Raw genomic sequence first — 22,931 nt, forward strand, 5'->3', positions numbered from 1 at the left:
TCGAGAGTTTCCTAAATTTACCGATGGTGAGTGTCGCCAGCCGGTCGCTGAAAGTGGCGGACCTGGATCTGGAAACCATTACGTAAGCCTACATAGAGACTTTCCCCGGGAGTCAGTCCCGCAGCGCTGGCCCAGCGGGCCAAATCATCTTGTTCGAACCCTAGCCAGAGATCGCCGCAAGCCTCTTTGGCCCAACTCTGGTTGTGGCTGCACAAGTCTGTTACCAACAGGCTGCCGCCTGGTTGCAGCAATCGGGCCATCTGCTTGAGGGCTTCGGCCGGTGCGGCGAAATGGTGCAGGACCATATTCAGCACTACGCAATCGGCCGTCAGTGGCACGCCATCCAATGCATCGGCCAATTGCAGGCTGACGTTAGCCAATGTTTCGCGCTCACACAGCTGGCGCGCCAGTTCAAGCATTGCCGGACTGTTGTCCAGAGCGGTGACCTGGGCAAAGCGTCGGGCCAGTTCAGGGAGAAATCCACCGTCACCGGGACCCACTTCAATGGCCGTGGCCATTGGCTTGAAACTCAGCTGGTCCAGCAGCGCGAGAACACTGTCGCGGTACTGCGGCAGTCCTGCGATCAGGTCCTGCTGGGCGCGGAATTTCTCCGCCACCCGGGAAAAAAAGTCCTGGCTGGCTGCGGCCCGTTGCCGGTGCACCAGGCCGATCCGGCCCTGGACATCCGCCGGCAGCTGCACCTGGTCCACTTCGTCCAGCAGTGCTGCGTGAAGCTTGCCCCCCAGGAGTTCGGTATGGGGCAGGGCGCGGCGATAGAAAATCGCATTGCCTTCACGGCGGGTCGCCACCAGGTTGGCCTGGGCCAGGACCTTCAAATGGTGACTCATGCCGGACTGGCCGATGGCGAAGATCTGAGCCAGTTCCAGTACACCGAACGAGTCGTTGCTCAGTGCGCGCAATACATTGAGCCGCAGAGGATCGCCGCCGGCCTTGCACAGGGCGGCCAGTTCGTCGCAATCGTCATGCTCAATGGAGGGTGCGTGCAGGTTCATAGGGGCGCAGTCTAGAGGTGCCTGCAAAGCCCTGCAACACCAATATCAAAACTTTTTGATATTGGTGTTGCAGGGGCCTTTGCCAGAGCCGTTCGTTGCCTTGTCAACGAACGGCGAGCGGGTTTCTCCAGTGGATTGAGTACTTATCCTTGGGAAAAACATGCCTGAGTGACTATCTGTCATTGCCCCCGCCAGACGCCTGAGGGAAAATGCAGGCCTTTTTTCCGTTTCGTTTTATTCAATCCTCAGGAGATCAGCGATGCCCAGCCGTCGTGAGCGTGCCAACGCCATTCGTGCCCTCAGCATGGATGCCGTGCAAAAAGCCAACAGCGGCCATCCAGGTGCCCCCATGGGTATGGCGGATATCGCCGAAGTACTTTGGCGTGACTACCTCAAGCACAACCCGAGCAATCCATCCTTCGCCGACCGTGACCGCTTCGTGCTGTCCAACGGTCACGGCTCGATGCTGATCTACTCGCTGCTGCACCTGACCGGCTACGACCTGTCTATCGATGACCTGAAGAGCTTCCGCCAACTGCACAGCCGCACTCCGGGCCACCCGGAATTCGGCTATACCCCGGGTGTGGAAACCACCACTGGCCCACTGGGTCAGGGCCTGGCCAATGCCGTGGGCTTCGCCCTGGCGGAAAAAGTCCTGGCGGCGCAGTTCAACCGTCCAGGCCACGACATCGTTGATCACCACACCTACGTATTCCTGGGTGATGGCTGCATGATGGAAGGCATTTCCCACGAAGTTGCCTCCCTGGCCGGCACCCTGGGCCTGGGCAAGCTGATCGCCTTCTACGATGACAACGGCATCTCCATCGACGGTGAAGTCGAAGGCTGGTTCACCGACGACACGCCCAAGCGTTTCGAAGCCTACAACTGGCAGGTGATCCGCAATGTCGACGGCCACGATCCGGAAGAGATCAAGACCGCCATCGACACCGCGCGCAAGAGCCCGCTGCCAACCCTGATCTGCTGCAAGACCACCATCGGTTTCGGTTCGCCGAACAAGCAGGGCAAGGAAGACTGCCACGGCGCGCCACTGGGTGCCGAGGAAATCGCCCTGACCCGCGCCGCGCTGAAATGGAACCATGGCCCGTTCGAAATCCCGGCCGACATCTACGCCGAGTGGGACGCCAAGGAAGCCGGTCGCGCCGTGGAAGCCGAGTGGGATCAGCGTTTCGCCGCCTACTCCGCTGCGTTCCCTGCCGAAGCCAATGAACTGGTACGTCGCCTTGCGGGCGATCTGCCCGCGGACTTTGCCGAGAAGGCCAACGCCTATATCGCTGAAGTCGCGGCCAAGGGCGAAACCATCGCCAGCCGTAAAGCCAGTCAGAACACCCTGAACGCCTTCGGCCCGCTGCTGCCTGAATTCCTCGGCGGCTCGGCTGACCTGGCCGGCTCCAACCTGACCCTGTGGAAAGGCTGCAAGGGCGTCAGCGCTGAAGATGCCAGCGGCAACTACATGTACTACGGCGTGCGCGAGTTCGGCATGACCGCCATCATGAACGGCGTTGCCTTGCATGGTGGCCTGGTGCCTTACGGCGCGACCTTCCTGATGTTCATGGAATACGCCCGCAACGCAGTGCGCATGTCGGCGCTGATGAAACAGCGGGTGATCCACGTCTACACCCACGACTCCATCGGTCTGGGCGAAGACGGCCCGACTCACCAGCCGATCGAGCAACTGACCAGCCTGCGCAGCACCCCGAACCTCGACACCTGGCGCCCAGCCGATGCCGTGGAATCGGCGGTGTCCTGGAAGTACGCCCTGGAGCGCAAGGACGGCCCATCGGCGCTGATCTTCTCCCGCCAGAACCTGCAGCACCAAACCCGTGATGCCGGGCAGATCGCCGACATCAGCCGCGGTGGCTACGTGTTGAAAGACTGCGCAGGCGAGCCTGAGCTGATCCTGATTGCCACCGGTTCGGAAGTGGGCCTGGCGGTCCAGGCTTTCGACAAGCTGACTGAGCAGGGCCGCAAGGTGCGCGTGGTTTCCATGCCGTGCACCAGCGTGTTCGACGCTCAGGACGCGGGCTACAAGCAATCGGTTCTGCCGTTGCAGGTCAGCGCGCGGATCGCCATCGAAGCTGCTCACGCCGACTTCTGGTACAAGTACGTGGGTCTGGAAGGCCGGGTGATTGGCATGACCACCTACGGCGAGTCGGCGCCTGCGCCGGCCTTGTTCGAAGAGTTCGGTTTCACCCTGGACAACATCCTGGGCCAGGCCGAAGAGCTGCTGGAAGACTAAAAAAGCACGCGGTGGCCCGGCCACCGCGATCCCTCTGTAGGCGCTGGCTTGCCAGCGATTCGCGGCCTGCCTGACACGCCGCTGATCGCTGGCAAGCCAGCTCCTGCGATGGGGTGCGTATAACAAGTTCGTCTGCCTGTGCCTGATCGAGAACCCCATGCCTCAATCGCGTCCCTATAAAGTTGCACTCAACGGCTACGGCCGGGTTGGTCGTTGCGTCTTGCGTGCTCTGTTCGAGCGGGGGGCTGCGGCTGGATTCGAGATCGTCGCCATCAACGATCTGGCCGACATGGCCAGTGTTGAATACCTGACACGCTTCGACTCGACCCACGGCCGGTTTCCCGGCGAGGTGAAGGTCGATGGCGACTGTCTGCATATCAATGGCAACTGCGTGAAAGTGCTGCGCAGTGCCACCCCTGAAGGCATCGATTGGGCGTCCCTGGACGTCGATCTGGTGCTGGAATGCTCCGGTGCCTACCACACCCGGGCAGACGGCCAGCGTTTCCTCGACGCCGGCGCGCCACGGGTGCTGTTCTCCCAGCCGATGGCCAGCGAGGCGGATGTCGATGCCACCATCGTTTACGGGGTCAACCAGGAGTGTCTGACCGGCGCCGAGCTGCTGGTCTCCAACGCCTCCTGCACCACCAACTGTGGTGTGCCGCTGTTGCGCCTGCTGGATCAGGCCATCGGCCTGGAATATGTGTCGATCACCACCATTCACTCGGCGATGAACGACCAGCCGGTGATCGACGCCTATCACCACGAGGATCTGCGTCGGACCCGTTCGGCGTTCCAGTCGGTGATCCCGGTGTCCACTGGTCTGGCGCGTGGTATCGAGCGCTTGTTGCCGGAACTTGCCGGGCGAATTCAGGCCAAAGCTGTGCGAGTGCCGACGGTCAATGTGTCCTGCCTGGATATCACCATGCAGACCGTGAGCGATACCGACGCCACCGAGGTCAACCGGATTCTGCGCGAGGCCGCCACCAGCGGTCCGCTCAAGGGCTTGCTGGCCTATACCGAGTTGCCTCACGCCAGCTGTGATTTCAATCATGATCCCCATTCGGCGATCGTCGATGCCAGTCAGACCCGCGTTTCCGGCCCTCGGCTGGTGAACATCCTGGCCTGGTTCGACAACGAATGGGGCTTTGCCAACCGGATGCTGGATGTTGCTGGGCACTACCTGCAAACAGCCACTCCACGCTCTGACTCTAAACTCTCTGTTTCTGAACAACAGTAACCCAGGAATTGCGACCCATGACCGTGTTGAAGATGACCGACCTCGATCTGCAAGGTAAGCGCGTACTGATCCGCGAAGACCTCAACGTCCCAGTCAAGGACGGTGTTGTCACCAGCGATGCGCGGATCCTGGCTTCGCTGCCGACCATCAAGCTGGCCCTGGAAAAAGGCGCGGCGGTGATGGTCTGCTCGCACCTGGGCCGCCCGACCGAAGGCGAGTTCTCTGCCGAGAACAGCCTCAAGCCGGTAGCCGATTACCTGAGCCGCGCCCTGGGCCGTGAAGTGCCACTGGTGGCCGACTACCTGGGTGGTGTCGAGGTCAAGGCCGGCGACATCGTGCTGTTCGAAAACGTGCGCTTCAACAAGGGCGAGAAAAAGAACGCCGACGAATTGGCCCAGCAATACGCTGCCCTGTGCGACGTGTTCGTGATGGATGCTTTTGGCACCGCGCACCGCGCCGAGGGTTCGACCCATGGCGTGGCCAAGTTCGCCAAAGTAGCCGCTGCAGGTCCTCTGCTGGCTGCTGAGCTGGAGGCGCTGGGCAAGGCCCTGGGCAACCCGGCCAAGCCGATGGCGGCCATCGTTGCCGGTTCCAAGGTGTCCACAAAGCTGGATGTGCTCAACAGCCTGAGCCAGATCTGCGACCAGTTGATCGTCGGTGGCGGCATCGCCAACACCTTCCTGGCCGCTGCCGGGCATCCGGTGGGCAAGTCGCTGTACGAGCCGGACCTCTTGGACACCGCCCGTGCCATCGCCGCCAAGGTCAGCGTACCGCTGCCGGTGGACGTGGTCGTGGCCAAGGAGTTCGCCGAAAGCGCCGAAGCTACCGTCAAGCTGATCGCTGATGTTGCCGCTGACGACATGATCCTCGACATCGGTCCACAGACTGCCGCGCAGTTCGCCGAGCTGCTGAAATCCTCCAAGACCATCCTCTGGAACGGTCCGGTAGGCGTGTTCGAATTCGACCAGTTCGGCAACGGCACCCAAGTGCTGGCCCAGGCCATCGCCGACAGCGCCGCGTTCTCCATTGCTGGCGGTGGCGACACCCTGGCGGCCATCGACAAGTATGGCGTGGCCCAGCAGATCTCCTACATTTCTACCGGTGGCGGCGCTTTCCTCGAGTTCGTCGAGGGCAAGGTACTGCCGGCGGTTGAAGTCCTGGAAGCCCGGGCCAAGGCCTGAGATTCCCGTTGGCCGGGCAAAGGAGTGTTCTGATGGTCAAGACATTGCCACTGTTGATCGCCGCGGCTTTGCTGGCGGGGTGCTCCGGCACTGCGCAGGTAAAATCGGCCGATGAGGCCGGTGAGCCGGACAAAGGCTGCTATCAGGCCGATTGGCAGGCCGAGACGGCGCCGGTGATTAACAAGCGTCTGGGCCCAGAGGGCCTGGAGAAGTACGAGACACCGTCAAAGACCAGGGAACAGGGCTGCCCTTGACGGGTCGGATTGGTTAACGCAACGCGCTGGGGCCTGTGGGCTGTCAGCCGAGGAACATCGATGAAAGGTTTGATCGCCGTGGCGATGCTGGGCTTGCTGGCAGGGTGCGCCAACCTGAACCTGCTCAAGTCGCCGGCTCCCGACAACTGGACGACCTGGGTGTGTGACAGCCAGGCACAAGTGCTTTGGCGCTACACCGACGACAGCCGCAAGGCGGTCGACGTGCGCCTGGGGGGCGACGATCAGGTTCGGCGCCTTAAGCTTGAGCCCAGTGGTTCGGGTTCGCTGTACAGCGATGACATGCTGGCGTTTCACGTCAAGGGTGAAGAGGGCCTGGTTTACTGGGTCGCCACCAATGACTTGATCGGCCGCGGCTGCAAGGCCCAGTAGCAGCTGGCTTGCCAGCCAAGGCGGCGCCCAGGCCGGTGCAAGGTCAAGGGCCCCTTTACCGGCGAACTGGTTCCTGAAGGGCTGTAGAGATTTGGTTTTAACGGATACAACAGGGCGGGCTGACCCCCGATCTGCAATCACTTGAATAGCAGTCGCCGCTACGGCAGGCTTGCACGATTAACGACCCTCGACCGGGAGAGACACACACAATGGCACTCATCAGCATGCGCCAGATGCTGGACCACGCAGCCGAGTTCGGCTACGGCGTCCCAGCCTTCAACGTCAACAACCTTGAGCAGATGCGCGCCATCATGGAAGCCGCTGACAAGACTGACTCCCCGGTGATCGTTCAGGCGTCCGCCGGTGCGCGCAAGTACGCCGGTGCGCCGTTCCTGCGTCACCTGATCCTGGCGGCGATCGAAGAGTTCCCACATATCCCGGTGTGCATGCACCAGGACCACGGCACCAGCCCTGACGTCTGCCAGCGTTCCATCCAACTGGGCTTCTCCTCGGTGATGATGGACGGCTCCCTGGGCGAAGACGGCAAGACGCCGACCGACTACGAATACAACGTGCGCGTCACCCAACAGACCGTGGCCATGGCCCACGCCTGCGGCGTGTCGGTAGAAGGCGAGCTGGGCTGCCTGGGTTCCCTGGAAACCGGCATGGCCGGTGAAGAAGATGGCATCGGTGCCGAAGGCGTGCTGGACCACAGCCAGATGCTGACCGATCCGGAAGAGGCCGCGGACTTCGTCAAGAAGACCCAGGTCGACGCCCTGGCCATCGCCATCGGCACCAGCCACGGTGCCTACAAGTTCACCAAGCCGCCTACCGGCGACGTGCTGGCCATCGACCGCATCAAGGAAATCCACAAGCGCATTCCCAACACCCACTTGGTGATGCACGGTTCTTCGTCGGTTCCGCAGGAGTGGCTGGCGATCATCAACCAGTACGGCGGCGACATCAAAGAAACCTACGGCGTGCCGGTTGAAGAAATCGTCGAAGGCATCAAGTACGGCGTGCGCAAGGTCAACATCGATACCGACCTGCGCCTGGCGTCCACCGGTGCCATGCGTCGCCTGATGGCCACCAACCCGAGCGAGTTCGACCCACGCAAGTTCTTCGGTGCCACCGTGACCGCCATGCGCGACGTGTGCATCGCCCGTTACGAAGCCTTCGGCACTGCCGGCAACGCTTCGAAGATCAAGCCGATCTCCCTGGAAGCGATGTTCCAGCGCTACCTCAAGGGTGAGCTGAACGCCAAGGTCAACTAAGCCTTAGCGTCATCCGGAAAGCCCGCAGCGATGCGGGCTTTTTTGTGCCTGGGATTCCTGCACAGAGACGGGGTTAGATTTTGTTGTGGTCGATATCCAGCTTGGAGAAGGTCACCTTGCCGCCCTCGCTGGTGTAGCCGCTGTTGTCCTGGACATAAACGCCAGCCTTGAAATACAGCGGCTTGTCGCGCCAGGTGGCGCTCAGTTGGCCATCCCATTGATAGCCCGCAGCACTGATCCCCAGGGCACCACCGGGGCTCAGGTGGATCAGGTAGGAAAACTCCCGATCCATGGGCACGTTCCTGGCGATGGTGATGACCCGGCCTTCGTCGTCATCCGGGCGCATGCGCACCTTGGCCACGACATTGCCGCTGCCCTGGCGGGTCTTGTACTGGTACTCCACTTTCACCAGGGGCTTGGTGCTGTTGTAGGCATGGATCTGGCCGACGACGATCTTGCCCGATGAGGGCACCTGCTTCACTGCCAGGGTGGCGTACAACAGGTTGTCGGCCTCGGGGTAGGTCCAGTTGCGCAGGTTTCCGTTGGAATAGGTTTCCCGCAGCTCGGTGCGCGGGTAGATGGCGTTCTCGGTTTTTGATCCGGTCACCGGCGACCAGAAGAACAGGGTGCCGCTATCGGAGTGGAAGTACTGGTCCTTGAAGCCTTTGACCAGGGCGGGGGTGTCAATGGTTGCCGGTGGGCTGCCGACGGGAACGCTGAGGTTCCAGGTTGCCAGATCGATCATGGTGAGAGGTTCCGCAAGGAAAGGTCTGGTACAGGTCGCCGAGGGCTTTAGCCTGCGCTTCTTCGGGCGTCTTTATAACGCAGAACGGATGCCGGGCGAGGTCCGTACGGCGGATATCTGACGTCAGCAAAATATCGAAATGCCATCCTTCCCGGTTTTTATGCTGCACAACTGTGACCGTTAGTCGGGAGTCGGCGCCATTGGCGGAGTGATGGCGTCATGGCGGCTTCTGCTTTTCAAGATCCGGGTCTAGAGTGAATTCACAGTTTTAGCCAGGTTTTCTCACCCGCTCAGTCTTATTACAGGCAAGAGAAGCAGCATGGAATGCGTGCACCCGGAGGTGGCCGAAGGCCACTCCACTCTTCTGATCGTTGATGACTATCCTGAAAATCTCCTAAGCATGCGTGCTCTATTGCAGCGCCAGGACTGGCGGGTGATGACCGCTGCCTCCGGTGTCGAGGCCCTGGGCCTGTTGCTCGAGCATGAGGTGGATCTGGTGCTGCTGGATGTGCAGATGCCCGGCATGGATGGTTTTGAGGTGGCTCGACTGATGCGCGGCAGCCAGCGTACCCGGCTGACACCGATCATCTTCCTCACCGCGAACGAGCAGTCCCAGGATGCCGTGATCAAGGGCTACGCCAGTGGCGCAGTGGACTACCTGTTCAAACCCTTCGACCCGCAGATCCTCAAGCCCAAGGTCCAGGCTTTGCTGGAGCAACAGCGCAACCGCCGAGCCCTGCAGCACCTCAGTCATGATCTGGAGGTGGCGCGAGCGTTCAACGCCGCGGTGTTGGACAACGCCGCTGAAGGCATCCTGGTGGTGGACGAAGGCGGCCATGTGCGCTTCGCCAATCCAGCGGTCTCGCGCTTGCTCAATGCCCAGGTGCAAGATCTGGAAGGTTCGCCCTTCCTCGATTACCTGCAAAAGCCCCATGTCCCCGACTGGAACGAATCCGAACTCTACGCCTGCTACCGCAGGGGCGAGACCTATCGTCTGCATGACGCCCTGTTGCGTACCGTCCCCGGCCAGCAGATCTGTGTGGCCCTGTCCTGCGCGCCCCTGCCCAGCGAACAGAAGGCCATGGTGGTGACCTTGCTGGACATGTCCGAGGTTCGACACCTGCATCAACAGCTGGAGTACCAGGCCGTTACCGATCCGCTGACGGGCCTGCTCAACCGGCGCGGTTTCTATCAGACCGTGGAGAACATCCTGCTGCGCAGCGATCGCTCGGGAAAGTCTCTGGTGCTGCTCTACCTGGACCTGGACGGCTTCAAACGAGTCAACGACTCCCTGGGGCACGATGCCGGTGACCGGGTGCTGCGCTGGGTCTCCGAGCAGTTGAAGGAATGCCTGCATTCGTTCGATATTCTCGGGCGCATGGGCGGCGACGAGTTCACGGCCCTGCTGGAGCTGAGCTTCCCGGAGCAGGCGGCAAAAATCGCCGAAAAACTGATCGAACGCCTGTCCATCAGCCAGCAGATCGATGGCATGGAGGTGGTGCTGGGGGCCAGCATTGGCATCGCCATCTACCCTGACTGCGGTTCCAATCTGGATGGCCTGTTGCGCGCGGCGGATATCGCCATGTACGAGGCCAAGCGTGCCGGCCGTCAGCAGTACCGTTACTACGACCATGAAATGAACGGCCGTGCCCGGTCCCGGCTGATGCTTGAAGAAAGCGTGCGTAGCGCGGTGGAGCGCAAGGAGTTCACCCTGGTGTATCAGCCCCAGGTGGCCATTGCCGATGGCCGCTTGCGAGGGTTCGAGGCGTTGCTGCGCTGGCGGCACCCGAGTGTCGGCGATGTACCGCCGGGGCTGTTTCTGCCGTTGCTGGAAGAGGCACGGTTGATCAGCCGCCTGGGCAGTTGGATCTATCAGCAGGGCGCCGCTCAGCGCAAGGATTGGGAACAGGTGTTCAGCCCGGACCTGGTGCTGGGGGTCAGCCTCAGCGCTACCCAGTTCGGCATGCCCAACCTGGCAACCGAACTGCGCCAGGTGTTGTTGCGCCATGGCCTGCTGCCTCGTCAGCTGGAGGTGGAGGTGACCGAGGCGGCACTGACCCAGAACCTGGACGAGACCCGCAAGCAGTTGCAGCAGTTGCATGAACTGGGGGTGCGGGTGGCCCTGGACGATTTCGGATCAGGCAGCTGCTGTCTGGCGTACCTGCGTGACCTGCAGTTGGACACCCTCAAGCTTGACCGGCACCTGATCGCTCGTCTGCTGACTTCGCCGCGAGATGCCGCCATCGCCCGCAGCGTGATCGATCTGTGCAAACAGTTCGGCCTGCTGGTGATTGCCGAAGGCGTGGAAACCCTCGAGCAATTCGAGTGGCTCAAAGCCAATGGTTGTGAATATGTGCAGGGTTTCCTGGTGGCGCGCCCCCTGACTGCCAACAGTGCCAGTCAGTTTGCCCAGCCTTTTGACTGGAGCGCGTTGCCGGCCTGAATTCGCTACACTGGCGCTCTTTGCACCTTGCGCTGCCCCTTCATGACTGCACTCAAATACCTTCAGGCCTACCCCGTCGCCCTGCAACAGCAAGTGCGCCAGCTGATCGACGAAGATCGCCTGGGGGACTACCTGAGCCGGCGCTATCCGCACAAGCACGCGGTACAGAGCGACAAGGCGTTGTACAACTACGCTCTGGAACTGAAGCAGGAATACCTGCGCAACGCCCCGGCCATCGACAAGGTGCTGTTCGATAACCGTCTGGATCTGACTCACCGCGCCCTGGGCCTGCACACCACGGTGTCCCGGGTGCAGGGCGGCAAGCTCAAGGCCAAGAAGGAGATCCGCATCGCCTCCCTGTTCAAGGAGGCGGCGCCGGAGTTCTTGCGGATGATCGTGGTGCACGAACTGGCGCACTTCAAGGAATCGGATCACAACAAGGCGTTCTACAAGTTCTGCGAGCATATGCTGCCGGGCTATCACCAGCTGGAGTTCGACCTGCGGGTCTACCTGACCTGGCGCGACCTGCAAGCCAAGGCGGGAGCGGCGGATTAGTGCTTAGTGAAAGGGAGTAGGCGATGGATGTCAGCAAGACCAAGAGCAGTTTCTACCGCCGCCTGTATGTGGCGTATCTGATCGACAGCGGCCTGGCCAGCAGTGTGCCGGCGCTGACCGAAGTCACGGGCATGCCCCGACGCACCGCCCAGGACACCATCGCCGCCCTGGCGGACCTGGACATCCTCTGCGAGTTCGAGCAGCAGGATGGCGCCCGCAATCATGCCGGGCGCTACCGGATCCATAGCTGGGGGGCCATCGATAAGGGCTGGATCGAGCCCAATCTGCGGCAGATCAAGACAGTGCTGGGTTATCCCTGAGTCTCAGGCCCGGCGCATGCCGATATGGGGAATGCCGTCCTCAAGGTATTCCTCACCCGCGACGATGAAGCCGTAGCGTCCGTAGTAATCCTGCAGATGGGCCTGGGCCGAGAGGTAGATCGGGGTTTCTGGCCAGTGCCGTTGTGCCTGTTTCAGCGCCTGCTCCATCAGGGCATGACCCAGGCCCTGGCCACGGGCCTGTTCGGCGATCACTACGCGGCCGATCACGACGTCGCCGCCTTGGGAGATCGGGTCCAGCAGGCGCAGATAGGCCAGCAGGCGGTCGTCGTCCCAGGCCATCAAGTGGCAGGTATCGCCTTCAAGGTCGCGGCCGTCCACTTCCTGGTAGGGGCATTTCTGTTCCACGACAAAGACTTCGGTGCGCAGTTGCAGGATGGCGTACAACTGTTCCTTGCCCAGATCGGTGTGATGCTTGCAGACCCATTCGATGGTCATCTTCATATCCTGTAGAAAGTGCTGTGCGAAATACTAGGCACATCGCCGCCGGATGTCTTGTCGAGCAGCACCCAGAGGCTGTTTCTGTGAGTTAGGTCAAAATGCCACCATTGTTGTTACTGGCCTTTGTCTTCTTTGTGTAATCTGTTTTCAAGTCCTGTGCAGCGGTTTTGATGAGCTAGTGTTAGGGGCTGGGCTGCCCTGTCGAATACCGGCAGGGGCCCTCGAGTGTCGGCTGGAATGCGCTGGGCCCTGTGCCCGCTAAGGATCTTTTAGCATGCTGCGATTGCATCGAGCTTTGGCTTTGATCGGATTGCTGTTGCTGGGCCACAGCGCTTCTGCACAGAAGCTGCGCCTGGTCGCTGACGCCTGGCCCCCCTTTACCGACGCGACCCTGGTCAACGGCGGGGTGGCCACCGATATCGTCAGCACCGCCCTGTCCCGTGCCGGCTATTCCAGCGAGTTCGAGCAGGTGCCCTGGGCTCGGGCTCTGATGGGGGTTGGCGAGGGGCGCTACGACGTACTGGTCAATGCCTGGTACAACGAAGAGCGCACCCATCTGGGGCAGTTTTCCTCGGAGTACCTGGTCAACCGAGTGCGCTTCATCAAGCGCAAGGATGCCTCGCTGGAATACAACAACCTCAAGCAACTGCATGAGTACCCGGTGGCGGTAGTGCGTGGCTACGCCTATTCGCCGGAGTTCGACAACGACCCGAACCTGCAGAAAGTTCTGGTGCACAACTTCGCCATGGCCGTGCGCATGCTGGCGGCGGGCCGGGTCAAGCTGACTCTGGAAGACGAATACGTCGCCCGCTACTACCTGGCCCGGGAATCGCCTCGGGTGCGCAATGCCGTGGAGTTCCTGCCCAAGCCCCTGAGCGAGAACGGCCTGCATATCCTGGTCAGCCTGAAAAACCCCGAACACGCGCAGATCGTTGCCAAGTTCGACCGGGAAATTGCCGCCATGAAGGCCGACGGCAGCTACGACCGGCTGTTGCGCCAGCACGGTATGTAACCGAACAGGGGGCTGCATCAGTGGGCTTGCCAGCGAGCGCGGCCCCGGACCTTGCATTAATCTTGCGGCCCCTTTCGCCGACAGGCCTATTCCTACGGTTTTTCGGTGTCGCTGGTGTCTTTGATCAGGTGCGCCGCCAGGGTCCGCAACGGGCCCAGTTGTCGACAGATCAGTGCCAGCTGGGTCTGCACCAGACGCTGGCCTTCGTCGATTTCATCCGGCATCTGCTCCAGCTCATTGGCCAACGCTTCCTCGGCATCGCTCTGAATGGCGATCGGGGTCTTGTTGGCCAGGCCCTGGGCAATCTCGTCGATGCTCGCCGCCAGGCTGACCCCGGCACCGTCGATCAGGTGCTCGCGGACTTCCCCCGGCAGTTGGGTTTCCCGGTGCGCGCCCAACCCCGACAGGTAGCTGAGCAAGGTGTGGGACAGCACCAGGAAACGGAACCCCACGTCGGCTTCCTTACGGAAATGCCCCGGCTCCATGAGCATGTTGGCCAGGGTGGTGGACAGCGCCGCATCGGCGTTGTGGGCGTTGCGCCGGGCCAGCCGGTAGGCCAGGTCGTCGCTTTTGCCCGCGGCGTACTGCTGCATGATCTGACGCAGGTAGATGCTGTTGCAGGTCAGGGTGTTGGCCAGCACCTTGTTCAGGCGTCGGCCCTGCCAGTCCGGCAGGAACAGGAACACCGCCAGCCCGGCGATCAGGCTGCCCAGCAGGGTATCGAACAGCCGCGGCAGGAACAGCCCGTAACCGTCGCCCACCTGGTTGAAGCAGAACAGCACCATCAGGGTGATGGCGGCTGTGGCCAGGGTGTAGCGGGTGGTGCGGTTGGTAAAGAACACCACCCCGGCGGCGATGGCGAACAGCGATTGCACCAAGGGGCTCGGGAACAGGTCGAACAGCGCCCAGGCGATGGTCAGGCCGATGGCGGTGCCGACGATCCTTTGGCCCAGCTTGCGCCGGGTGGCGCCGTAGTTGGGCTGGCAGACGAACAGCGTGGTGAGGATGATCCAGTAGCCCTGGGATGGGTGGATCAGATGCACCATGCCGTAGCCGATACTCAGCGCCAGGGGCAGGCGCAGGGCATGGCGGAACAGCAGTGACGTCGGTGTCAGCTGGGTGCGCAGGCGAGTCCAGACATCCTTGAGGTTGCGCGGCGAGCGGTCCAGCAGGCTGCTGTCGGTGGCATCGGCCAGGGCATCGGGGTTGCTGGCGTCGCTGAGCAGGCGGTCGAGGGTGCCAAGGTTGGCCGCCAGGGCGCGCAGCGAGCGCAGCAGCCCGCGCCAGGCCGGGTTGCTCTGGATGCGCAGGTGTTCCAGGGAGGCGTGCAGGTCGCTCAGGGCCTCGGCGAAGCTGGCGTCATAGACGAACGGCTGGCGCAGCTGGATGGATTCGGCCAGGGCGCGGCAGGCCTTGCCCTGCTGGCGCAACAGGCGCTGGCAGCGAAACAGCACGTCGCTGTGGAAGAAGGCGTCGGTCAGGGCGTTATAGGGGTAATGGGACGAACTGGCGCGCTCGTGGATGTCTTGGGCCAGGAAGTACAGCTTCAGGTAGCGGCTGACTTTCGACCCCGGCCGGCCATTGCCCACCCGGTGCAGGATGATCTCCTTGGCGGCGTTGAGAGCTGCCACGACCTTGCCATTTTGCTGGGCCAGCTCCAGGCGCCGGGCTTCCACATCCAACTGGCGGATCGGCTCGAACAGGGATGACTTGAGCTTGAGGTAGAAACCCAGCTCACGAAACAGCCGGGCCAGGCTCTGCTGCACCGGCTGGTTGGAGAACAGCGCCTGCCAGAGGACCGAGAGCAGGCCATACCAGGCCGCGCCGGCTACCAGCAGCAGCGGCTCGTGCCAGAAGTCGATCACCGCGCCGCCGCGCTGGTCGACGCCGATCATGGTGTAGACCGAGAGAATCAGGGTCGCCGAGGCGATGGCGCCATAGCGTTCCCCCAGGGCCCCGAGCATGGTCAGGCCGAAGCTGGCCAGGGCCAGGGCAACGGCGAAGATCCAGGGGTAGGGGAACAACAGTTCCACCGACAGCGCGGCGATGCTGAAGCACACCAGGGTCACGGCCAGGGCGTTGAGCCGGCCTTGCCAGCTGTCGTCGGTTTCCGCCAGGGCGCTGGCGATGATGCCGAGAAACAGCGGGATCAGCAGGCCCATTTCATCCTGATACCAGCACAGCGCCATGCTGCCGGTCAGGGCGATGAACACCCGCACGCTGTAGCTGAATTTATCCAGCGCCCAGAGGCGGCGCAGAGACTGACGAAAAGAAGTCGATGACATGGAGTGGGACAGGCCTTCCGGGGCGATGCAGCTAAATTGAGCCAGTATTGACGACGGCGCAATGCCGTCGTCACATCCGCCGGCAAATTCTGTTGCCGTTGCCGGTCGGGCGCCTGTAGCCGCTGCCGTAGGCTGCGACAGGTCCGCGGGACCTCAGCGGACATTGGATCGCCGCCGGGGCGTTCGCAGCCTGCGGCAGCGCCTACAGGGATGCGCAGCGGCTCAGACGTACTGCGCCGCCGCGTAGCCCGAGGCCCAGGCCCACTGGAAGTTGAAGCCGCCCAGGTGGCCGGTGACGTCCAGCACTTCACCGATGAAATACAGCCCCGGGCTCTTCAGCGATTCCATGGTCTTGGACGACACCTCGCGGGTATCGACCCCGCCCAGGGTCACTTCGGCGGTGCGGTAGCCCTCGGTGCCCGCCGGCACCAACTGCCAGCTGCCGAGTTTTTGCGCCACGTCCGCCAGTTCCGCCGGGGTGTACTGCTTCATCGGCTTGGAGACGAACCAGTGCTCGGCCAGCAGGCCGGCCATCTTCTTGGTGAAGATTTCCCCCAGCAGGGTTTTCAGCTCGCTGTTGGGGCGCTCGGCCTGCTGCTGTTGCAGCCAGCCCAGGGCGTCGTGATCTGGCAGCAGGTTGATCTCGACACTGTCGCCGGGTTGCCAATAGGACGAAATCTGCAGGATCGCCGGGCCGCTGAGGCCCCGATGAGTGAACAGGATGTTCTCGCGAAAGCTCTGCTCGTTGCAGCTCACCAGACAGTCCACCGAGGTGCCCGACAACTCGCTGCACAGTTCCTTGAGCTGGTCGGTGATGGTGAAGGGCACCAGGCCGGCACGGGTCGGCAGCAGTTCATGGCCGAACTGCTTGGCGACCTGATAGCCAAAACCGGTAGCGCCCAGGGTCGGGATCGACAGGCCGCCGGTGGCGATCACCAGGGACTGGCACTGCACCGCGCCCAGGGTGGTCTGCAGCAGGTAGCCGGACTCAAGCTTCTCGATCTGCTGGATCGAGGTGTCCAGGCGCAGCTCGACGCCGACCTGATCGCATTCGTCGAGCAGCATGCCGAGGATGTCGCTGGACTTGTTATCGCAGAACAGCTGGCCGAGTTTCTTCTCGTGGTAGGGCACGCCGTGCTTGGCCACCAGGCCGATGAAGTCCCACTGGGTGTAGCGGGCCAGGGCCGATTTGCAGAAATGCGGGTTCTGCGAAAGGAAGTTGGCGGGCTCGGTGTACATGTTGGTGAAATTGCAGCGGCCACCGCCGGACATCAGGATTTTCTTGCCGGCCTTGTTGGCGTGGTCCAGCAACAGCACCTGGCGGCCCCGGCCGGCCGCGGTCAGGGCGCACATCAGGCCGGCGGCGCCAGCGCCGATGATCACGACTTCGGTAGAACGCAAAACGGAGTCCTCGTTAGGAGCGAATGACCCTGTAGCCGCTGCCGCAGGCTGCGATAAGGCCGAAGGCCTTCAGCGATCTCAAGATCCAGCGCCCCTTCGTACGGAGTGCCGCCCAGATCGATCGCAGCCTGTGGCAGAGGCTACAGGTCAAGCAGTGGGGTTAGAGGACGCGCACGCGCAGCGAACGGCCCTTGATCTTGCCGTTGTTCAAGCGCTGCAGGGCCTGCATGACCACGCTGCGATCAACCGCCACATACGACTGGAAGTCGAAGATCGCGATCTTGCCGACCTGGGCGCCCGGGATGCCGGCGTCGCCAGTCAGTGCACCGAGAATATCGCCCGGGCGCACTTTGTCCTTGCGCCCGCCGGCGATGCACAGGGTGCTCATCGGTGGCTGCAGCGGGGCGCCGCCCTGGGACTTGAGGTTGTCGACCTGATCCCAGTTCAGTGGGGCTTTCTGCAGCTGTTCGATGGCTTGCGCGCGATGGGCTTCGGACGGTGCGACGAGGCTGACCGCGATGCCTTTTTCGCCAGCGCGACCGGTACGGCCGACGCGGTGAATGTGGATTTCCGAATCGCGGGCCAGCTCGACGTTGATCACCATGTCCAACGCATCGATGTCCAGGCCGCGGGCGGCCACGTCGGTGGCGACCAGTACCGACGTACTGCGGTTGGCGAACATCGCCAGCACCTGATCGCGGTCACGCTGTTCCAGATCGCCATGCAGGCCGACGGCGGAAATGCCTTTGGAGGTCAGGTGATCGACGGTTTCCTGCACTTGCTGCTTGGTGAAGCAGAAAGCGACGCAGGAAGCCGGGCGGAAGTGGTGCAGGACTTTGGTCACAGCGCTCATGCGTTCTTCCGGGGAAATCTCGTAGAAACGCTGTTCGATCTGCGTGTCGTCGTGGAACGCTTCGGCTTTCACCGTCTGCGGATCACGCATGAACTTCGACGCCAGTTGCTTGATGCCCACCGGGTACGTGGCGGAGAACAGCAGGGTCTGCCGGCGCGACGGGGTCTGCTCGATGATGTCTTCGATGGCGTCGTAGAAACCCATGTCGAGCATGCGGTCGGCTTCGTCGAGGATCAGCGTGTTCAGGCCATCAAGCACCAGCGAACCCTTGCGCAGGTGTTGCTGGATACGCCCCGGGGTGCCGACGATGATGTGGGCGCCGTGTTCCAGGGAAGCGATCTGCGGACCGAAGGACACGCCGCCGCACAGGGTCAGGACCTTGATGTTGTCTTCGGCACGGGCCAGGCGCCGGATTTCCTTGGCCACCTGGTCGGCCAGCTCGCGGGTCGGACAGATCACCAGGGCCTGGCAGCCGAAGTAGCGCGGGTTGATCGGGTTCAGCAGGCCGATGCCGAAGGCCGCGGTCTTGCCGCTGCCGGTCTTGGCCTGGGCGATCAGGTCCATGCCCTTGAGGATCACCGGCAAGCTCTGCGCCTGGATCGGCGTCATCTGGGCATAACCGAGGGAGTCGAGGTTAGCCAGCATGGCGGGAGACAGGGGCAAAGTATTAAAAGCGGTGGCAATGGTGGTCACGGGACTGGCCTGCAAAACAAAATGTCGCGCAGTGTATCAGTCTCGCTCCCACAACCTGCAAATTCTGGACGAGCAACCGCGCAGGGGCGGTGTTGTGTAGGAGCTGGCTGGCCAGCGAAGGCGACCGTGAGTTTGGCGCAGGGCTCGGGGGCTCTTCGCCGGCGAGCCGGCTCCTACGGAGGGAAGTGTGCGGCTCAATGCTCGATGTGCTGTTCCTCGACCTTGCGCGCCCTTCGGCCATCGGTGGGCGACAGCTGGAGGAAGATCGCCGCCGCCAGCATCGCCATGATGCCCACGGTGAGGAAGGTCAGCTGGAAGGCGCCGAGCACGGTGTTCACTCCGTCATTGCCTACTTGTGCAGTAAAACCGCCTAGCAGCGCACCGGCACAGGCCACCCCCAGGCTCAGGGACAGCTGCGCCACCACCGACAACAGGCTGTTGCCGCTGCTGGCGGCGGCATCGTCGAGGTCGATCAGGGTCACGGTGTTCATCGCGGTGAACTGCAGCGAGTTGATCGCCCCCAGCACCGCCAGCATGCCCAGCAGCAGGGGATAAGGCGTGTGCTCGCTGACCAGCCCCATGCTGGCCAGCATCAGCCCCAGGGCCAGGGTGTTGCCGGTGAGCACGATGCGGTAGCCCAGGCGCTCGATCAGGGGCCGGGCAATGGACTTGGCCAGCATCGCCGCGGCCGCCAGGGGCAGCATGCTCATCCCCGCCTGAGACGGTGAATAACCCAGCGCCACCTGCAGCAGCAGCGGCACCAGGAACGGCAGGGCACCGCTGCCCAGGCGGGCGAACAGGTTGCCGAGGATGCCCACCGCAAAGGTTCGTACCTTGAATAGCGAGGGCGCAAACAGCGGGTTATCGGTGTGCACGGCCCGCAGCCAATAGGCCGCCAGGCAGGCCAGCCCACCAAACAGCAGCAACATCACCCGCAGGTGCGGCAGGTGCAATTCCCCCAGGCCTTCCATGGCAATGGTGATCAGTACCATCGCCGCGCCGAACAGCACAAAGCCCAGGCCATCGAAACGGGTGCGCTCGCTGCCTCGCAGGTCTGGGATAAAACGCCACACCGCATAGCAGCCGACGACGCCCACCGGCAGGTTGATCAGAAAGATCCAGTGCCAGGTCAGGTATTGCACCATCCAGCCGCCCATGGTCGGACCGATCAGCGGGCCCAGCAGGCCGGGAATGGTGATGAAGCCCATGATCCGCACCAGCTCCGAGCGCGGGTAGGCCCGCAGCACCACCAGCCGTCCCACCGGCAGCATCAGTGCCCCGCCCAGGCCCTGGATCACCCGGGCGCCGATCAGTTGGCTCAGGGTGTTGGACATCGCGCACAGCAGGGAGCCGATGCTGAAGATCAAGATGGCGCCGAAGAAGATCTTCTTGGTGCCGAAGCGGTCGGCGATCCAGCCGGACGCTGGGATCAGCAGGGCCACGGTGAGCATGTAGGCAATGATCACCCCCTGCATGCGCAGCGGGTCTTCCGCCAGGTCCTGGGCCATGGCCGGCAGCGCCGTATTGAGGATGGTGCCGTCCAGGGATTGCATGAAGAAGGCGATGGCCACCACCCAGGGCAGCCAGCGGGCGGTGGTAGCGTCGAGAGGCGGGCGTTCGGGCATGGGACCTCTATGTCAATTCAGGTCGGAGCTGGCTTGCCAGCTCCGACAGCTTTGAGGGCAGTTCCTACAGGGTCAGGGTCAGGCGGCTGACCAGGGCTCCAGGCAAATGCATCGAGGCAGTCTGGCGCTGGCCGTAGGTGCTGGCCGAAAGCAGCAGTTCCCGTTGCGCCGTCAGGGCCTCCAGTTGCGAACCCAGCAGGCTGTAGACGCTGTCATCGAAACGCATGGTGCTCACCGGGGCCTGGATCTCGCCGTTCTCCACCCAGAAGGTGGCGAAGCGGGTCATGCCGGTCAGGCGCGCTGCCGGCAGGTCCGAGTAGTTGAGGTACCACAGGTTGCTGATGTACAGGCCGGTGCCCAGTTGCTTGAGGATCTCCTGCTGCGACAGCTGCCCGGCGGCCATGTTCAGCGCACTGGGGTATTCGCCGCTGCCGGCGCCGTTGCTGGTCAGGCCGTACTCGGCTGCGCTGCGGGAGTTGATCAACTGGGCGTTGGCATTGCCGGCGGCGATCAGCGACAGGTCGCTGCGCGGGTAGCCCTCATCGGAAAAGGCCGGACTCAGGGAGCCGCTGACCTGTTCGTCCAGGGACACCAGGGGGCTCAGGGCGGCATCGCCCGCGTAGAGTTTCTGCAGGGGGCTGTGCTTGCTGGCAATGGACTGGGCCGAGAACCCGCCCCAGGCCAGCATGCCCATGATCTCCTCCAGGGCCGCCGGTGCCAGGTAGGCGCGGTACTGTCCCGGCGCCAGGGTGCGCAGCGGTCGACCGAGGAACTCCAGTTGCTGACGGGCCTGGTCGAAGCGCTGGGCGAAGGCTGCGTCGTCCCAGGCGTGTCCCGCGTAGCTGGCCTTCACCGCTTCGCCATTGGCGTGGAACAGGCTGAAGTCGAAGTTGAAGCTGTTGGCCTGATGCCAGCCGAACGCTCCGGCGGAACTGGCAAAACCTCGGCTGATGGGGCCGGCGGCATAGATGCCCACCAGATCCAGGCCGGCACCGGCGCGGCCGATCTGTGCCACCACCTGCTCGCTATCGGGCAGCGGATGGTCCTGCACATGGTGGGATTGCCATTGGGCGTGATTGAGCATCAGGTACGGGTCCGCCGGCAGCAGCGGCAGGGTTTCGCGCAACTGTTGCAGGGCTTCGACCAGGCGCTGACGGTCCACCTCGGGGTCATTGCTCAAGGTGATGCTCAAGTCGGCGTGGCGTCCGTCGTCGATCAGCTTGAAGTGCAGGCTGGCCTGTTGCACCTGCCCGGCCTGACGCACCTTGGCGTGGTTGAAACGGATGAACTCCGAGGACTCGGCCGAGTAGCTCAGGGTGAACTGTTCCGATTCCTTGATCGCGTCCTGCAGCCACTGCACCCATGCCTTGAACTGCTCGGCCTGATTCATCGTCCTGGTCATCAGGCGTCTCCTCCGAATACGTCAATCTTGCTGAACACGCAGGCCGGCGAAGCGTGGCCGACGCGGATTACCTGGTTGGGCTCGCCCTTGCCGCAGTTGGGCGTGCCCAGGACCTGGAAGGTGCTGCGATCGCCCACCGCGCTGAGGTTGCGCCAGAACTGTGCGGAGATACCCCGGTAGTTGGGGTTCTTGACCACACCCTTGAGCTCGCCGTTTTCGATCAACTGGCCCCATTCGCAGCCGAACTGGAACTTGTTGCGCGCATCGTCGATGGACCAGGAGCGATTGGTGGACATCAGGATGCCGTGTTCGATCTGGCCGATCAGGCGGTCCAGGGGCTGCTCGCCGGGCTCGACGTTGAGGTTGGCCATGCGGTCGATGGGCGCGCGGTTCCAACTGCTGGCGCGGCTGTTGGCTACGCCGTCGAGGCCACTGCGGTATTGCGACAGGGCACTGCCCAGGGGACGTACCAGCAGCCCCTCGCGGATCAGGAACTGCTTGCTGGCGGCGCTGCCATCGTCGTCATGCCCATAGCTGGCCAGTTCCTCGGGAATCTCCGGGTCGAAGGTCACGTTGAGCAGCGAGGAGCCATATTGCAGGCGGCCGAAATCTTCCTGTTTGACGAAACTGGTGCCGGCGTAGTTGCGCTCGTCGCCGAGGATGCGGTCCAGTTCCAGGGGGTGGCCGATGGACTCGTGGATCTGCAGCATCATCTGGTCCGGCATCAGCAGCAGGTCCCGCTGGCCCTGCGGGGTGTTCGGCGCCAGCAGCAGTTGCAGCGCCTGGTCGGCCACCCGTGGCGCCGCGCCTAGCAGGCCACAGCGGCTGATCACATCACCGGCGCCCTGCTGGCCGAAGTTTTCCCGGCCCAGGCTGCGGGTCTGACTGTCGCTACCGTCGTAGGCGGTGACATCCAGGCCCGGGTAGACGAAGCGCTGAGCCTGGCGCAGCTCGGCACCGGCGCTGTTGAGGTAGATCTGCTCGACCTGGGTCACGCCGATGCCCACTTGCCAGTTCACCAGGCGCTCGTCCTTGGGCACCGAGGCCGATTCGTCGCCCAGCAGCTGGTAGCAGTCGCTGAGGGATGGGAAGGGCTGGTCCAGATTCGGCGAAAGGTAATCGCCACGGTGGCTGGATACCGGTTGCTCGCGCAGGTCCAGCAGGGCGTGGGCGGCGATCACCCGAGCCAGCTGTTCGGCGCGGTCGAGGGCGGCTTGCAGGCCGCCTTGCGAGAGGTCACTGGTGGCGGCGTAGGCTTCCACACCACGCACCCTTGCGGTCAGCATCGCCCCTTCGTCGCGGCCCAGGCTCGGTGGTTCGGCAACGTTCTTGCGTACTGACAGGTATTGGTCCGACTCGCGCACGTAGCGCAGGGAAAAGAATTCGGCGCCCGTGCGCAAGGCAGCAAAGCGCTGCTTGAGCTGGGGGTGAAAGTCGAACATGGAGAACCTCCTTGTGAGACGCGATAGCGGGCGGGTCTTGTCGCCAGCAAACGGAACGCTGCCCGGCGGCTCCTACAGATATAGGCGTCG

Annotated in this window: 19 protein-coding genes; 10 read left to right on the forward strand and 9 right to left on the reverse strand. The window is 62.9% G+C overall.

Annotated features, from left to right (window positions below):
- Positions 1-17: 17 nt before the first annotated feature.
- A complete protein-coding gene (locus J5M73_RS02940) occupies positions 18-1,013 on the reverse strand; it encodes a metalloregulator ArsR/SmtB family transcription factor (protein WP_102862038.1) in 996 nt (331 codons plus the stop codon).
- Between the two features lie 259 nt (positions 1,014-1,272).
- Between J5M73_RS02940 and tkt the strand changes: the two genes are divergently transcribed.
- The 6 genes from tkt (at position 1,273) to fba (ending at position 7,606) form a co-directional block, all read left to right on the forward strand.
- The gene (gene tkt, locus J5M73_RS02945; RefSeq protein WP_207166695.1) at positions 1,273-3,270 is read left to right on the forward strand and encodes a transketolase; all 1,998 of its coding nucleotides are present in this window, start codon (positions 1,273-1,275) and stop codon (positions 3,268-3,270) included.
- A gap of 157 nt (positions 3,271-3,427) precedes the next feature.
- A complete protein-coding gene (gene epd / locus J5M73_RS02950) occupies positions 3,428-4,507 on the forward strand; it encodes an erythrose-4-phosphate dehydrogenase (RefSeq protein ID WP_102862036.1) in 1,080 nt (359 codons plus the stop codon).
- A gap of 17 nt (positions 4,508-4,524) precedes the next feature.
- Positions 4,525-5,688, forward strand: a complete 1,164-nt coding sequence (locus J5M73_RS02955; protein WP_102862035.1) for a phosphoglycerate kinase — start codon at positions 4,525-4,527, stop codon at positions 5,686-5,688.
- Positions 5,689-5,720: 32 nt separating this feature from the next.
- Positions 5,721-5,942 (forward strand): hypothetical protein, encoded by a 222-nt coding sequence (locus J5M73_RS02960; RefSeq protein ID WP_102862034.1) that lies wholly within the window; start codon positions 5,721-5,723, stop codon positions 5,940-5,942.
- 60 nt (positions 5,943-6,002) lie between these two features.
- The gene (locus J5M73_RS02965) at positions 6,003-6,332 is read left to right on the forward strand and encodes an MliC family protein (RefSeq protein WP_102862033.1); all 330 of its coding nucleotides are present in this window, start codon (positions 6,003-6,005) and stop codon (positions 6,330-6,332) included.
- A 209-nt stretch (positions 6,333-6,541) separates the two neighbouring features.
- A complete protein-coding gene (gene fba / locus J5M73_RS02970) occupies positions 6,542-7,606 on the forward strand; it encodes a class II fructose-bisphosphate aldolase (protein WP_003229012.1) in 1,065 nt (354 codons plus the stop codon).
- Positions 7,607-7,679: 73 nt separating this feature from the next.
- Here the strand turns inward: fba and J5M73_RS02975 are convergent, their stop codons facing one another.
- A complete protein-coding gene (locus J5M73_RS02975; protein ID WP_102862032.1) occupies positions 7,680-8,351 on the reverse strand; it encodes a polysaccharide lyase family 7 protein in 672 nt (223 codons plus the stop codon).
- Positions 8,352-8,670: 319 nt separating this feature from the next.
- On the opposite strand from J5M73_RS02975, the gene J5M73_RS02980 reads away from it, so the two are divergent.
- Genes J5M73_RS02980 through J5M73_RS02990 form a run of 3 tightly spaced genes read left to right on the forward strand, consistent with a single transcriptional unit; the run spans position 8,671 to position 11,669 of the window.
- Positions 8,671-10,794, forward strand: coding sequence for an EAL domain-containing protein (locus tag J5M73_RS02980; protein WP_102862031.1), 2,124 nt, complete (start codon positions 8,671-8,673; stop codon positions 10,792-10,794).
- A gap of 42 nt (positions 10,795-10,836) precedes the next feature.
- Complete coding sequence (locus tag J5M73_RS02985; RefSeq protein ID WP_207814999.1) at positions 10,837-11,349, forward strand: M48 family metallopeptidase; 513 nt, start codon at positions 10,837-10,839, stop codon at positions 11,347-11,349.
- Positions 11,350-11,372: 23 nt separating this feature from the next.
- The gene (locus tag J5M73_RS02990) at positions 11,373-11,669 is read left to right on the forward strand and encodes a winged helix-turn-helix domain-containing protein (protein ID WP_102862029.1); all 297 of its coding nucleotides are present in this window, start codon (positions 11,373-11,375) and stop codon (positions 11,667-11,669) included.
- A 3-nt stretch (positions 11,670-11,672) separates the two neighbouring features.
- Here J5M73_RS02990 and J5M73_RS02995 read toward each other — a convergent pair whose 3' ends face one another.
- Positions 11,673-12,125: a GNAT family N-acetyltransferase gene (locus J5M73_RS02995; protein WP_102862028.1), complete on the reverse strand. Its 453-nt coding sequence runs from the start codon at positions 12,123-12,125 to the stop codon at positions 11,673-11,675.
- Between the two features lie 277 nt (positions 12,126-12,402).
- Here J5M73_RS02995 and J5M73_RS03000 point away from each other — a divergent pair, with 277 nt between their 5' ends.
- On the forward strand, positions 12,403-13,140 hold the full coding sequence (locus tag J5M73_RS03000; protein ID WP_102862027.1) for a transporter substrate-binding domain-containing protein: 738 nt from the start codon (positions 12,403-12,405) through the stop codon (positions 13,138-13,140).
- A 92-nt stretch (positions 13,141-13,232) separates the two neighbouring features.
- Here the strand turns inward: J5M73_RS03000 and yccS are convergent, their stop codons facing one another.
- From yccS to J5M73_RS03030, 6 genes are all read right to left on the reverse strand, one after another.
- Positions 13,233-15,425, reverse strand: a complete 2,193-nt coding sequence (gene yccS, locus J5M73_RS03005; protein ID WP_102862026.1) for a YccS family putative transporter — start codon at positions 15,423-15,425, stop codon at positions 13,233-13,235.
- A gap of 222 nt (positions 15,426-15,647) precedes the next feature.
- Positions 15,648-16,826, reverse strand: a complete 1,179-nt coding sequence (locus J5M73_RS03010) for an NAD(P)/FAD-dependent oxidoreductase (RefSeq protein WP_060841481.1) — start codon at positions 16,824-16,826, stop codon at positions 15,648-15,650.
- Positions 16,827-16,986: 160 nt separating this feature from the next.
- Complete coding sequence (gene dbpA / locus J5M73_RS03015) at positions 16,987-18,324, reverse strand: ATP-dependent RNA helicase DbpA (protein WP_242553955.1); 1,338 nt, start codon at positions 18,322-18,324, stop codon at positions 16,987-16,989.
- A 242-nt stretch (positions 18,325-18,566) separates the two neighbouring features.
- A complete protein-coding gene (gene mdtD / locus J5M73_RS03020) occupies positions 18,567-19,997 on the reverse strand; it encodes a multidrug transporter subunit MdtD (protein WP_102862025.1) in 1,431 nt (476 codons plus the stop codon).
- A gap of 64 nt (positions 19,998-20,061) precedes the next feature.
- A complete protein-coding gene (locus J5M73_RS03025; RefSeq protein WP_102862024.1) occupies positions 20,062-21,399 on the reverse strand; it encodes a TldD/PmbA family protein in 1,338 nt (445 codons plus the stop codon).
- Positions 21,399-22,841, reverse strand: coding sequence for a TldD/PmbA family protein (locus J5M73_RS03030; RefSeq protein ID WP_102862023.1), 1,443 nt, complete (start codon positions 22,839-22,841; stop codon positions 21,399-21,401). The genes J5M73_RS03025 and J5M73_RS03030 overlap by 1 nt, the downstream gene beginning before the upstream one ends.
- Positions 22,842-22,931: the final 90 nt, after the last annotated feature.

The organism is Pseudomonas sp. 50_B (genome assembly GCF_017491625.1).
GTDB lineage: Bacteria > Pseudomonadota > Gammaproteobacteria > Pseudomonadales > Pseudomonadaceae > Aquipseudomonas > Aquipseudomonas danubii.

What these genes read in the sequence shown, in the direction of transcription:
- J5M73_RS02940 (WP_102862038.1), bottom strand. Translation starts at nt 1,013, where the DNA reads ATGAACCTGCACGCACCCTCCATTGAGCATGACGATTGCGACGAACTG.
- tkt (WP_207166695.1), top strand. Translation starts at nt 1,273, where the DNA reads ATGCCCAGCCGTCGTGAGCGTGCCAACGCCATTCGTGCCCTCAGCATG.
- epd (WP_102862036.1), top strand. Translation starts at nt 3,428, where the DNA reads ATGCCTCAATCGCGTCCCTATAAAGTTGCACTCAACGGCTACGGCCGG.
- J5M73_RS02955 (WP_102862035.1), top strand. Translation starts at nt 4,525, where the DNA reads ATGACCGTGTTGAAGATGACCGACCTCGATCTGCAAGGTAAGCGCGTA.
- J5M73_RS02960 (WP_102862034.1), top strand. Translation starts at nt 5,721, where the DNA reads ATGGTCAAGACATTGCCACTGTTGATCGCCGCGGCTTTGCTGGCGGGG.
- J5M73_RS02965 (WP_102862033.1), top strand. Translation starts at nt 6,003, where the DNA reads ATGAAAGGTTTGATCGCCGTGGCGATGCTGGGCTTGCTGGCAGGGTGC.
- fba (WP_003229012.1), top strand. Translation starts at nt 6,542, where the DNA reads ATGGCACTCATCAGCATGCGCCAGATGCTGGACCACGCAGCCGAGTTC.
- J5M73_RS02975 (WP_102862032.1), bottom strand. Translation starts at nt 8,351, where the DNA reads ATGATCGATCTGGCAACCTGGAACCTCAGCGTTCCCGTCGGCAGCCCA.
- J5M73_RS02980 (WP_102862031.1), top strand. Translation starts at nt 8,671, where the DNA reads ATGGAATGCGTGCACCCGGAGGTGGCCGAAGGCCACTCCACTCTTCTG.
- J5M73_RS02985 (WP_207814999.1), top strand. Translation starts at nt 10,837, where the DNA reads ATGACTGCACTCAAATACCTTCAGGCCTACCCCGTCGCCCTGCAACAG.
- J5M73_RS02990 (WP_102862029.1), top strand. Translation starts at nt 11,373, where the DNA reads ATGGATGTCAGCAAGACCAAGAGCAGTTTCTACCGCCGCCTGTATGTG.
- J5M73_RS02995 (WP_102862028.1), bottom strand. Translation starts at nt 12,125, where the DNA reads ATGACCATCGAATGGGTCTGCAAGCATCACACCGATCTGGGCAAGGAA.
- J5M73_RS03000 (WP_102862027.1), top strand. Translation starts at nt 12,403, where the DNA reads ATGCTGCGATTGCATCGAGCTTTGGCTTTGATCGGATTGCTGTTGCTG.
- yccS (WP_102862026.1), bottom strand. Translation starts at nt 15,425, where the DNA reads ATGTCATCGACTTCTTTTCGTCAGTCTCTGCGCCGCCTCTGGGCGCTG.
- dbpA (WP_242553955.1), bottom strand. Translation starts at nt 18,324, where the DNA reads ATGCTGGCTAACCTCGACTCCCTCGGTTATGCCCAGATGACGCCGATC.
- mdtD (WP_102862025.1), bottom strand. Translation starts at nt 19,997, where the DNA reads ATGCCCGAACGCCCGCCTCTCGACGCTACCACCGCCCGCTGGCTGCCC.
- J5M73_RS03025 (WP_102862024.1), bottom strand. Translation starts at nt 21,399, where the DNA reads ATGACCAGGACGATGAATCAGGCCGAGCAGTTCAAGGCATGGGTGCAG.
- J5M73_RS03030 (WP_102862023.1), bottom strand. Translation starts at nt 22,841, where the DNA reads ATGTTCGACTTTCACCCCCAGCTCAAGCAGCGCTTTGCTGCCTTGCGC.